A 12443-nucleotide genomic window follows, 5' to 3' on the forward strand; every position below is an offset into this window, starting at 1 on the left:
TACCGAGCATAAATCTATGGCTTTCCCATAGAAACGGCTACAAAGTACAAAAGGGTTAAGCCATCCTTAAAATGTCACCCAGATCACACTGTGGGCACAGCGGGATCACTACAATAGCCGTCTTTGGCCGCGTTGCGGCAGGAATTGCCGATGTCACACCGTCATCATCTCACTTCATTGCAACCCGCCATCGCGCTGCGCCAGTCCCTGGGCAGCCATTACGGCCGCACAGCGCTTTTTCATGACGCCATCGCCGGCGTCACGGTCGGCATTATTGCTATTCCCCTTGCCATGGCGCTCGCCATCGCCAGTGGCGTCGCGCCGCAATACGGGCTTTATACCGCCATTATCGCCGGGATAGTCATCGCCCTTAGCGGCGGCTCACGGCTGTCGGTATCGGGCCCGACTGCGGCCTTTGTGGTGCTGCTTGCGCCCATTTCGGCCAAATATGGCCTTGGCGGACTGTTGATTGCCACGGCGATGTCAGGCTGCTTTTTAATGCTGCTGGCGCTGATGCGCCTTGGCAGGCTTATCCAGTACATTCCCGAGCCGGTGACCCTGGGCTTTACCGGCGGCATTGCGATTGTGATAGCGCTGCTGCAGGTTAAAGACCTATTCGCGCTGCCAATCGATGCCATGCCCGCCGAATTTTGGGAAAAACTCACCACACTTGCCGCCGCTCTGCCCCAGTGGCAATGGCCGGGGCTTTCGATTGGCCTTGTCACTCTTGCGGTGCTTATCTTCTGGCCAAAGCTGCGCTTGCCGCTGCCGCCCCATTTGCCGGCGATTTTGATTGGCACCCTGCTGGCGCTCTTTTTTACCCATCAGGGCTACAGTGTAGATACCATAGGCTCGCGTTTTTCCTACCTGCTTGCCGACGGCAGCACGGCGCAGGGCATACCCCCATTTTTGCCCTCCTTTGCCATGCCCTGGTCCCTTGGCGGCGCCGATGGCACGCCGCTCACACTAAGCTGGCAACTGGTGCAGGACTTGCTGCCGCCCGCCATCGCCATTGCCATGCTCGGCGCCATTGAGTCGCTGCTGTGCGCCGTGGTGCTTGATGGCATGACTGGCAAGCGCCACAGCGCCAACAGCGAACTTTTTGGTCAGGGGCTTGGCAATCTTATTGGACCGTTTTTCGGCGCCATTCCGGCCACCGCCGCCCTCGCCCGCAGCGCGGCCAACGTGCGCGCAGGCGCCGTGAGCCCTCTCGCGGCCGTGTTTCATGCCTTGACTGTGTTGCTGGCGCTGGTGCTGCTTGCGCCTGTGCTCGCCTATATTCCGATGGCAGCAATGGCGGCGCTGCTCCTTATGGTTGCCTGGCACATGAGTGAAGCCGCAAAAAGCCTGCAGCTTATCCGCACCGCGCCGCTGCCCGATGTGCTGGTGCTGGTGCTGTGTTTGCTGCTGACTGTGGTGTTTGACATGGTTATTGCCATCGGGGTCGGGATAGTGCTGGCAGCGCTGCTGCTGATGGGGCAACTGGCGGCCTCAACCCGTCTGGTGACTATTGATACCGCAGCCGAGCCGCAAGCAGAAGACACAGCCATACCGCCAACAACACGCACCTTTCGGATTGATGGGCCGCTGTTTTTTGCCGCCGCCGACAATGTGTTTTCGGAGCTGCAATACAAGGCGGCCGATGCCAGCGTTATTATCCTTGATTGGCAAAACGTGACCCTGCTTGACGCAGGCGGCCTTAGCGCCCTTGAGCGGCTGCTGCGCTGGGCGCATCAGGAAAAACGGGAAATACGGATTGCCTCTGTCCCCTTTCAGCCGCTTAGGTTTCTCGTTAAGGCCGGCATGCGCGATAAGCCTGGGCTGGTGAGCTTCTACCCGGATATTCAGGCGGCGCAGCAGGGTGATAAACCGGCGCACTGCCATCATCCGGCGCAGTGACCTTAAGGAATAGCAGCAGCACGAATTGCAGATTCGGGGTCAGACACGGGGTCAGACACGGGGTCAGATTCGGGGTCAGAGTCTTTGGCAAGAGACGATTTCTTTGGCATGCTCAGCCGAGAAACAGTCAACAGAAAACGGTTAACAGGAACCGTCAACAAGGACTTGGACCATGACTTGCCGCCAGCACCGCCTTAAGCCCAAACCGTCGTTACTCGCCCCGCTGCTGCTTGCCTTCTCGATGCCGCATCAAGCGCTGGCAGCAACATCTGCAGCCACAGATGCCCAGTTAAACGCAGAGCAGTTAAACGCAGAGCAATCAAGTACAAAGCCAAGCGCCGAACAGGTGCTGCTTTCCTCCATCAGGCTGCCAGAAGGTTTTGAAATAGAGGTGCTGCACAGCCGCTTCAAAAACTATCGTCAGATGGCGCTGACCGACTCAGGCTGGCTTTACGTTGGCTCGCGCAAAGAAGGTAAGGTATTTTATCTGCCGCTGCCGGGCTCCGAGGCCGAAAAACGCGGTATCGCCGGTGAAATAAACATGAAATTCACCATGCCCTCAGGCATTGCCCATAAAGATGGCAAACTCTACATCGCCGATGTCGGCAACCTGTATCGGGTCGATATGGCCGACTCGCCCGGTAAGGCGCTGCCTACGCTGATGTTTGACAAGCTGCCGAAAGATTTACACCACGGCTGGAAGTATCTGAAATTCGGTCCGGATGGCCGGCTTTACATCCCCATCGGCGCCCCCTGCAATATTTGCGATGCGGGCAGCGACTACAGCAAAATCATCAGCCTGGATGTGAACCTTGATTCAGCAAACCTTGACTCGCCAGATCTGGATATGCGCGATGAAGCCCTTGGCGTGCGTAACAGTGTCGGTTTTGACTTTCACCCCACCACAGGTGAGCTGTGGTTTACCGACAATGGCCGCGACATGATGGGCGATGATATGCCATCGGATGAGTTAAACCGCCTGTCCAAACGCGGGCAACATTTCGGTTATCCCTATATTCATCAGGGCGATACGCCGGACCCTGAATTTGGCGCTGGCAAACGGATTGAAGACTATGTCAGGCCAGAAGCCAAACTCGGCGCGCACGTCGCCGGCCTTGGCATGACCTTCTATACCGGAAAACAGTTTCCACAAAAGTATCAGGGCGGGATTTTCATCGCCGAACACGGCTCGTGGAATCGCAGCAGTAAAGTTGGCTATCGTATCCGCTTTGCCAGCCTCGATGGCAACCGGGTCAAAAGCCTTGAAACCTTTGCCGACGGCTGGTTGCAGGGCGAAAACGTCACCGGCCGCCCCGCCGATGTGATGATGTTGCCGGACGGCAGTCTGCTCGTTAGCGACGATGGTTACGACCGCATTTACCGCATTGTTTATCGCCCTGAAAACTAACTTCTGGCGGCGCAAAATCAGACTGAAAAGGCAGCGAAGCGGGTGCGTCCATGCTATCATTGCGCCCCATCCAGCCGGGGTGAGCGGCTTTATCGCCATCCGCCTGAGCAAAGCCTCCCGCCCCCGGCCATCTGTACCCTAGCCTGAATACAGGCAAATATAATTAAAATCAGTCGTTAAGGAGTTATCATGCACGCCCTCGTTGCTGTCGTAATGGGTTCCAAGAGTGATTGGCCCACCATGGAAGCCGCCGCAGAGATCATGGATAAACTGCAGGTGCCTTACCATGTTGAAGTGGTCTCCGCCCACCGCACCCCCGACAAGTTGATGGAATTTGCCGCCACAGCAGCAGACAAAGGCTTTCAGGTAATCATTGGTGGCGCCGGTGGTGCAGCGCATCTGCCGGGCATGCTGGCCTCCAAAACCCGCCTGCCGGTACTGGGTGTGCCGGTACAAAGCAAAGCCCTTAACGGTATGGACTCCTTACTGTCTATCGTGCAAATGCCCAAGGGTATTGCGGTAGGCACCCTTGCCATCGGCACCGCCGGTGCCTTCAACGCCGGCCTGCTTGCCTGTCAGATCCTGGCTAACCATGATGCGGCGCTCGCTGAGCGTCTCGAAGCGTTCCGCGCCGAGCAAACCCAGAGCGTGCTGGACAATCCAGACCCAAGGGACGAGTAATCATGGCAAGCAAACAACGCGTATGGGTACTGGGCAATGGTCAGCTCGGTGCCATGCTGGCCCACGCCGGTCAGCCACTCGCCATCGAAGTGTTGCCGGTGGATATCATGGCCCCGAGCGATGAAATCCTGCCCCTTGGCGCCGATGACATCATTACCGCCGAGCGCGAGCAGTGGCCCGAGTCCAGCCTGAGTCTGCAGCTGTCAACCCACAGGCACTTTATCAATGGCCCGGTGTTTGGCCGCCTCGCCGACCGCTACACCCAAAAATCCTTGCTCGATGAGCTTAACGTTGCCACTGCGCCGTGGGAGCTGGTTGATGACGCAACCGACGTGAAAGCTCTGTATGGCAAATACGGTGAGCGGGTGCTGATGAAGCGTCGCACTGGCGGCTACGATGGCAAGGGCCAACATTGGCTCAAGCAGGCCGACAATGGTCAGATCCCGGCCGACTGGCGCAACGAGGCGATTGCCGAACAAGCGATTAATTTTGATGAAGAAGTGTCCGTTGTCGGTGTTCGTACCCAATCGGGCGAATGCTTCTTTTACCCGCTGACGCTGAACCTGCATCAGGACGGCATCCTGATGGCCTCTATCGCCCCGCTGCCAAGGCTTGCGCCGCTGCAGGCCGAGGCCGAAGCCATGCTCGGCACCATCATGAATGGGCTTGAGTATGTCGGTGTGATGGCGATGGAGTGTTTCCGTGTAGGCGATCACCTGCTGGTGAATGAGCTCGCGCCGCGGGTGCACAACTCAGGTCACTGGACTCAGGCTGGCACCCACATGGATCAGTTCCAGCTGCATCTGCGCGCCCTGTGCAACCTGCCCATTCAAAAGCCGCAGGTAAACTTCCCCTGCGTAATGGTTAACCTTATCGGTATCGACAAGGACGACCGCTGGCTGAGTTTGCCAAATGCAGAGCTGTTCTGGTACGCCAAAGACGTGCGTCCGGGCCGTAAGGTGGGCCACCTTAATTTGTCCGTGCACAATGCCGCCATGCTGAGTAGCAGCATCGCCCAGCTGAAAAGCTGGATGCCTGAGCAGTATCAGGCGCCGCTCAGCTGGATTTTGGAAAACGCCGAGTTTTAATCTCAGCTGGATATTGGAAACGCCGCGTTTTCATTCAGTAAGCCCCGCCTTCGCGGGGCTTTTCTTTTCCGGCACTGTTTACCGCAGGCCACTTTTTGCGATAGGTACCGTTTAGTGCAAGCGATGTGCAAGCCTGGCGGTAATGACGTTTCAAGGCGCAGTTCACAAAGCCTTATCGCCTTTAAAAGCATAGGGTGCATGCAAATTGGTAAAGCCTTATAATTCACGAAACTAGCCTTCATATGGATATGCTGAGTGAAGAGTCGTGACAGCCTGAAGCGTAAACGCATCGACACCCTGGGCCTGGGTTATCACCTGCTGCTGCTTTGCCTGCCGCTGTCGCTGTTTGTGGGAATTTTTTACCTCTTCAGCCCCACAGGCGGTATGCCATGGATGATATTGTCGCTGGTTTCCATGGTGTATATCATCGGCTACAGCCTGAGCTATTACCTGCATCAGGGGCGACTGGTACGGCTGTGGCAGCACCTGGAGCAGGTGGTCAATATCAACGACACCACCTTTGAACTGGTGCATTTAGCCAGCCAATACAAAGACGAACACGCGTTTCTCGATGCGCTGCTCAATAAAGCGGTGAACGTGATCAACGGCGCCGAAATGGGCTGCATTATCCGGGTCGACCCAGAGAGCCACAAACTGACCTTTGAATCCAGCGTCGGCATCGATTTGCAAAAGCTGCGCTCGATTGATTTTACCCTCGAGCAGTCATTTGAATATCGCCTGACCGACGGGCGCTGCGACCGAGTGGTCGTAGTCGATGATATGCGCCATATCAACGAAGGCAGCACCCTCAGTAAAGACGAGCAGCAAACCCTGCTGACAGCCCCCAAACACCCCATCCGCTCGACCCTTTCAAGCCCAATTCATATCGATGGCAAGCTGTATGCGATGTTAAACCTCGACAGCAGCCAGCTTGGCGCCTTCAGCGATTACGACCGCAATCTGGTGGCGATTCTCACCCACGAAGCGGCAAGTGCCATTTCCCTGTATCAAAAATCCCGCGAAATCCGCCGTCTGGCCAACTTCGATGCGCTCACAGGGCTTTTTAATCGCCGCCATTTTGAAGAGAGCCTGGGAGGCTGGAAACACAGCCGCTCGGTTGGCAGTTTTCTGGTGCTTATCGATATGGATAACCTGAAAGCGATCAACGATCGCCACGGCCATCAGGCCGGTGATGTGGCGCTGGCGCGGCTTGGTCAGGCGCTCGGTCAGCTATGGCCCGGCAACGCGCTGGTTGCCCGCTTTGGCGGCGATGAGTTTGTGGTGTTAAGCCATGGCCCACAGGAGCGGATAAAAGAGGCGCTGGATGAGCTGCAGATAAGGCTCGAGCAGTCAGCTGAGCCGATTGGATTCAGCTATGGCCTAGCGCCTTATATCAGGGATTGGGAAGCCTCATTCAGCGAGGCCGATAAAGCCATGTATGAGCATAAGCGCTGGCGCAAACAAAGCCGCGCCAATCCGCAGCCACTCTGAACCGCACTTGCAATCGACCGATGCCGGACTCAGGCGTTAACCCAAAAGACTCTTTGAGCCGCGGACTTAGGCTTGCGCGCGGGCCGTGGATAACAACCTAAGAAAACAGCCGCTTGAACCAGGACGAGTTCAGCTCATCCTTACAGGCTTTATACTGGGCAGCATAACGGCGCGAGCGCGCATCGACCTTGTCGGCTACCTTAATCAGCCACTTCTTTGACTTGTAGGTACCACGGCGGTAACCGCCCCACCCTTCGTGATAATTCAGATACTGGGCTTTGGCATCCCACTTGGACACCCGATTAACCCGGTTGGTTTTATTGATGTACCAGCCCATAAAATCGATGGCATCATCAAAATCACTGCGACTCGCCCAGCTGTTGCCGGTTTCCCGCTGGTAATCATCCCAGGTGGCGTTTTTCGCCTGCGCATAGCCATAGGCATCGCTGGCGCGGCCGGTGGGAATAAAGCCCAAAAAGTACTCCATCGGCGGCGCAGCATCGTGCTTGAACGAGCTTTCCTGATACATCATCGCCAGCGGCACATGCACAGGCACGCCCCACTTTTTCTGGGTTTCCAGAGCAGCGTCATGCCAGTCGTCATGCTCTTTGAAAATCGAGCAGATATTATCGGGGTTTTGCGGAGGGGATGTGGCGCAGCCGCCAAGAAGCAGTGCCAGAGGAAAAAACAACATCAGCGCCCGAAGCATAATAAACTCCACTCTCAATCAATCACAGGAGTTTCCCATGTGATTGATTAAGATGCAATTCATATGGCTCCAACCGTGCTGCGGCTCCCGTTAAGGCGTTTCAAACCGGCACTCGGCCGCTTCGGTTTGCCAAATCACCGGCTCCCAGAAGTCAGGATCTTTACCAAGATAACGCCGGTCATCCTTGTAGCGGGCAGCAAAATGATAGCGATTACCCGCCGCCACCGTCACCTTGAGGGTTTTGGCCTGATGCGCCTGGGGCGATACCCGCAGATCGGCGGCATTAATAAGCTCAACGAAGGTAAATTCATACTCGCCCGGCGCAAGCTGGTAATTGGGGCGCGACAGTACAGGCTTGCCGTTAAGGTGAGTCACCACGGCGCGGTACAGCCGCTCATTTGCCGGCGGGTCCTGATAGCCTGACACCCAGCCGCAGGCGGCCGGGTCGATATCGTTGCTGCTGCAACCCGCCAGCAGCGCTGCGGTCGCAAGCGCTGCCATTAAAGCGCGCATGGCACATCCTTGAAATAGTCTTTGAGGTACTCATCAAAGCTTAAGGTATCTTCGGCTTCAATGGCGGCCTGGGCTGCAAGTGACGCCGCCGCATCATCGCGGTAGCGCTTAAGCTGCGCTTCATCCAGCGGATACGACAGGAAATAGTCCTGATAGCGCTCGGCCAAATCCATCACAAATTTGCTGTGATCGAGCCCCTCTTCAATCACGGCCTTATGTACCTGACCAGAGAGCGTCAGCGATGGGTCTTCCACCGCCTTTTGCCAATGATTGAGCGCATCCTGATAGTCAGTTGCATCGCCATCCAGCAGCTGCGCAAGCTCACGAAGCTTGGCAAACATTTCGGTCAGCCACGCTTTAAGGCTGATTGCCTCGCCGCTGCGGCTTAAGGTCAACCCGGGTTTACGGCCTTCATGGATAACCGCTTTAAGGTTGGCGGCAATTTCCGCCTCGCCATCACTGTCGCAGGCCGGCGAGTCAGACAGCAGGCAGTAAAGCAGGAATAAATCCAGGAACTTAAGCTGCGATGCCTCAACCCCGATGGGGCTGAACGGGTTAACATCCAGCGCGCGCACTTCGATGTATTCCACCCCGGCGCGGGCAAGCGCCTCAGAGGGCTTTTCACCTTTGGCGGTTACGCGTTTGGCACGGATAGGCGCGTAAAATTCGTTTTCAATCTGCAGCACATTGGCATTGAGCTGGCGGTATTCGCCATCTACTTTTACGCCAATCTGGGCAAACTGCGCCGATGGCAGACGGATGGCGGCGCGAATGCCGTCCAGATATTCGCCAAGGGAGTTATAACTGATGTGTAAGCTCGCCTGCTCTTTGTTGGTGTAGCCAAGGTCGCTCATTCTCAGCGAGGTAGCATAGGGCAGATACAGGGTGCCGCGCGCGGTTTTTTCAAACTGCACGCTGGTCTTCTGGCCCTTAAGGAAAGATGAGCACAGGGCGGGAGAAGCACCAAACAGATAAGGCAGCACCCACACCAGGCGGCGATAATTGCGGATAAGGCCAAAATAGCCTTCCGAAACAAACTGCTCCAGCGGCAAGCTGCTTTCGCGGATAGCGTGCAGGCGCTGCCAGAGCGCATCGGAAACCGAAAAATTAAAATGCACCCCGGAGATAATCTGCATCAGGGCGCCGTAGCGATAGGTCAACCCCTTACGATACAGGGTCTTCATTTTGCCGGTGTTGGAGCTGCCGTAGCGGGCGATGGGGATGTCTTTTACATCACCCACATAACAGGGCATGCTCACCGGCCACAACTTTTGCCCGTTCAGATGCTTTAGGGTAAAGGCGTGGGTCTGGGTCAGACCGTCGAGCATCTCGTCGATGTTACCGTGCACCGGGGTGATAAATTCAAGCAGCGCTTCGCTGTAATCTGTGGTGATCCTCGGATGGGTCAGCGCCGAGCCGAGCGCCTTTGGATGCTCATCCATTGCCAGATTGCAGCAGCTGGTGATACGCAGCGCTTCGCGCTCCAGTCCACGCTTCAGCCCCGCCAGGGCCTTGATGCCCTCTGCGTCGCTGAGCGCCCCGAGTGTCTGATTGAATACTGTCAATTGAATAGTCCTGGTTGCCTGGCGCAAGGCGCCGCAATGCACAGCAGACCGGCCATACCGCACAGGTCTTTCGGCGTGAGTCCAAAATAATGCCATTTGGAGATGGCAGCAAGAGATTGATATAAAAGGGTGGCAACTTTGCCACCCTCGACTGCTTATATGGGGTTACGCGGCGGGAATTACAATGCCAAATCTTTGACCGGATAACCGAGCGCTTTCAATTCCTGCGAAATGCTGGCTTTGTCACCCACCACCAAAATCACCATCTCATGGATATTCAGGTGTTTTCTGGCCAGAGCATCGATTTGGCTCTTCTGGATGTGGCTGACAATTTTGTCCTGCTCGGCAGTAAAATCATCGCTCAGCTTGTAACGCTGGATCATGCGCATAAAGCCCGCTTTCTGGTATGGCGTCTCATAATCGAGTGCCTGTCCCTGAGAGATGGAGCTACGCATAAACTCTAGCTCATCGGCGCGGATGCCACCGTCGCGGTAACCTGAGATTTCCTTCAGGAACTCAGTCACGGCTTTGGCCGTCACGTCGCTGCGCACACTGGCTGATGCCACAAACTGCCCGGTTTCCAGGCCACCACGGAAGCGGCTGCGGGCACCGTAGGTGTAGCCCTTGTCTTCACGCAGATTGAGGTTGATACGGCTGTTGAACGCGCCGCCAAGCGGGTAGTTCATAAGACCGGCCTTAAAGTACTCGCCGGTGGCATCAAACGGCATGGCAAGCTTACCGATGGAAATCACCGACTGCGCTGCGCCAGGCTTATCAAGCACATAAATGGTGCCGCCTTCGAGCACCGGCAATTTGCCAAGCTCAGGGATAGGGCTTGCGATGCCCTTCCAGCTATTAAGTGCACTTAAGGATTTAATCAGCTTGGACTGAGGCGCACTCGACACGGCCACAATCTGGGCGTTACCGGCGCGGTACTGGGCGGTGTAAAACGCCTTGATGTCCTGCAGTGTCAGAGCCGATACGCTCTCGATGGTGCCGGATACATCCACGCCAAGGGCGTTGTCCTTGCCATAGAGCAGACGGGCAAAACCGGTTTCAGCCAGATAATCGGGGTTTGACTGAGAGTGCTTGAGCACCTGCAGTGCCTGCTGCTTAACCCGGGCAAAGTCTTCTTTCTTAAAGCCTGGGGTTTGCAGTTTTTCTTTCAGCACCGCCAGGGTTTGATCCAGCTTTTCAGTCAGGGCAGATACCTTGATTTCGCTCTGGTATTCGCTGGCAGAAAACTCCACCGTGGCACCAAGCAGCTCGAGTGCCTGCGCCAGCTCTTCACTGGTGCGGCGCTGGCTGGATTCATTGAGCATGGCTGCCGTCAGGCTGGCAACACCGGCGCGGCGCACATCCGCCAAACGGTGACCGCCCGCCAGATAAATCACAATCTCAGTGGTTGGGGTTTCAAGATTTTGGGTGCCAAGCACAGCAATGCCGTTGCCCAGGGTGTCGCGCCACAGGGTTGGCACATTCAGGGTTGGCGCATTGCCGCTTGCAGGCATGATGCTGCGGTCAAAGGATGACTCGGCTTCTTCCACCTCAATCTCGCCGGCAACGGCTTCTTTGGCAACCAGCGGCGCCGGAGCCTTGTAGTTGTCTTTGGCAGCAATCAGACTGCGCGCACCTTCCGGTACCACGCTCATCACCACCATAGGTTTGCCTTTAACGTACTTGTTAAATACCCGCTGTACGTCTGCTTTGGTGACGCTGGCGTAACGCTGCAGGTCGCTGGCAATCTTGTTCGGGTCGCCGTAGAAGGTTTCGTTAGCGGCCAAGGTCGATACTTTGCCGCGTACGCTCTCAAGACCAAAAATAGTATTGGCCTCAAACTGCACCTTTACCTTTTCCAGGTCGGCATCGGTCACACCACGGCGCTCAAACTCCGCAATGGAGGCGCGAATGCGCTGCTCGGTATCTTTAAGGCTGCCGCCCTTGGCCGGATTGGCCAGCGCAACAAACGACAGCTCACAGGAGAGCTCGCGGCATGGGTGGCTCACGTTCGCCTGCACCGCATAGCCTTCTTTGACCAGATTTTTGTACATCAGCGAGGTTTGACCGCCGCCAAGAATGTTGGCGAGCAAGTCCAGCGCCGCTTCATCTTCATGGCTTGCGTAAACGGTTGGCAGCGCCATGCGGATAAGCGGCAGATGCACCTTGTCTTCCATCGACAGGTAACGGTCTTTATCCAGTTTCACCGGTGACTTCGGCAGCGCTTCCACTTCCGGACCACGGGGAATTTCGCCAAAGTACTTGTTCACCCAGGCGAGGGTCTGCAGCTCGTCAAAATCACCGCCGATGGTGAGCGTTGCGTTATTCGGGCCATACCAACGTTGGAAGAAGGCTTTCACATCTTCAAGCTTGGCGCGGTTCAAATCCTCAGGCCAGCCAATCACTGGCCAGGAGTAAGGATGACCGGCCGGATACATGGCCTGATTGAAGCGCTCGTACATACGGCCATAAGGCTGGTTATCGATACGCTGGGCACGTTCGTTTTTCACGGTTTCACGCTGCACTTCAAACTTTTCAGAGGTCAGTGCCGGCAGGAAAAAGCCCATGCGGTCTGACTCAAGCCACAGCATTTTTTCAAGCTGGTTGCTCGGCACGGTTTCGAAATAGTTGGTGCGGTCGGTGTTGGTGGTACCGTTCAGGGTGCCGCCGGACTCAGTAACTACCTTGAAGTGCTGCTCATCGGCAACGTTTTGTGAGCCCTGGAACATCATGTGCTCAAACAGGTGGGCAAAACCGCTGCGGCCCGGCAACTCGCGGCCAGAGCCTACATGGTAGGTCACATCCACATGCACCAGCGGATCGGATTTGTCCTGATGCAGCACTACGGTCAGGCCGTTGGCCAGACGGTACTTGTTATAGGGAATGCCTACCGCACCCGCCTCGACCTGAACCGATTCAATCAGTTCGACTCCGTCAGGCAAACCGTTGTCGGGTTTGGAAGCACAGCCAGCGAGCGCCGCCGAAATGGCGACGGCAAGGATCCATTTTTTCATTCACTTTCCTTTATGGTTCTAGTTTGTAACGAACAATAACCAGCAATAACGAGCGAATATAGCAGAATCGGCACCGAG

At 56.2% G+C, this 12443-nt stretch carries 9 protein-coding genes; 5 read left to right on the forward strand and 4 right to left on the reverse strand.

Annotation, left to right across the window (positions count from 1 at the left end; genetic code table 11):
• Positions 1-150: 150 nt before the first annotated feature.
• The 5 genes from dauA (at position 151) to KJI95_RS02260 (ending at position 6567) form a co-directional block, all read left to right on the forward strand.
• On the forward strand, positions 151-1899 hold the full coding sequence (dauA, locus tag KJI95_RS02240; protein ID WP_214505538.1) for a C4-dicarboxylic acid transporter DauA: 1749 nt from the start codon (positions 151-153) through the stop codon (positions 1897-1899).
• Between the two features lie 172 nt (positions 1900-2071).
• Positions 2072-3307, forward strand: a complete 1236-nt coding sequence (locus tag KJI95_RS02245; RefSeq protein ID WP_250885529.1) for a PQQ-dependent sugar dehydrogenase — start codon at positions 2072-2074, stop codon at positions 3305-3307.
• Positions 3308-3496: 189 nt separating this feature from the next.
• The gene (purE, locus tag KJI95_RS02250) at positions 3497-3988 is read left to right on the forward strand and encodes a 5-(carboxyamino)imidazole ribonucleotide mutase (protein WP_214505539.1); all 492 of its coding nucleotides are present in this window, start codon (positions 3497-3499) and stop codon (positions 3986-3988) included.
• A gap of 2 nt (positions 3989-3990) precedes the next feature.
• Entirely contained in the window at positions 3991-5076 is a 1086-nt protein-coding gene (gene purK, locus KJI95_RS02255) for a 5-(carboxyamino)imidazole ribonucleotide synthase (RefSeq protein ID WP_214505540.1), read from the forward strand.
• Positions 5077-5331: 255 nt separating this feature from the next.
• The gene (locus tag KJI95_RS02260; RefSeq protein ID WP_214505541.1) at positions 5332-6567 is read left to right on the forward strand and encodes a sensor domain-containing diguanylate cyclase; all 1236 of its coding nucleotides are present in this window, start codon (positions 5332-5334) and stop codon (positions 6565-6567) included.
• A gap of 97 nt (positions 6568-6664) precedes the next feature.
• Here KJI95_RS02260 and KJI95_RS02265 read toward each other — a convergent pair whose 3' ends face one another.
• The 4 genes from KJI95_RS02265 to KJI95_RS02280 form a co-directional block, all read right to left on the reverse strand.
• Positions 6665-7276 (reverse strand): transglycosylase SLT domain-containing protein, encoded by a 612-nt coding sequence (locus tag KJI95_RS02265; RefSeq protein WP_214505542.1) that lies wholly within the window; start codon positions 7274-7276, stop codon positions 6665-6667.
• Between the two features lie 90 nt (positions 7277-7366).
• Entirely contained in the window at positions 7367-7789 is a 423-nt protein-coding gene (locus tag KJI95_RS02270) for a hypothetical protein (protein WP_214505543.1), read from the reverse strand.
• Positions 7777-9354 (reverse strand): glutamate--cysteine ligase, encoded by a 1578-nt coding sequence (gene gshA, locus KJI95_RS02275; RefSeq protein ID WP_349356695.1) that lies wholly within the window; start codon positions 9352-9354, stop codon positions 7777-7779. Before gshA ends, KJI95_RS02270 begins: the two co-directional genes overlap by 13 nt.
• Before the next feature lie 179 nt (positions 9355-9533).
• Complete coding sequence (locus KJI95_RS02280) at positions 9534-12365, reverse strand: M16 family metallopeptidase (protein WP_214505545.1); 2832 nt, start codon at positions 12363-12365, stop codon at positions 9534-9536.
• Positions 12366-12443 lie beyond the last annotated feature (78 nt).

This window comes from Shewanella jiangmenensis (genome assembly GCF_018596335.1).
GTDB lineage: Bacteria > Pseudomonadota > Gammaproteobacteria > Enterobacterales > Shewanellaceae > Shewanella > Shewanella jiangmenensis.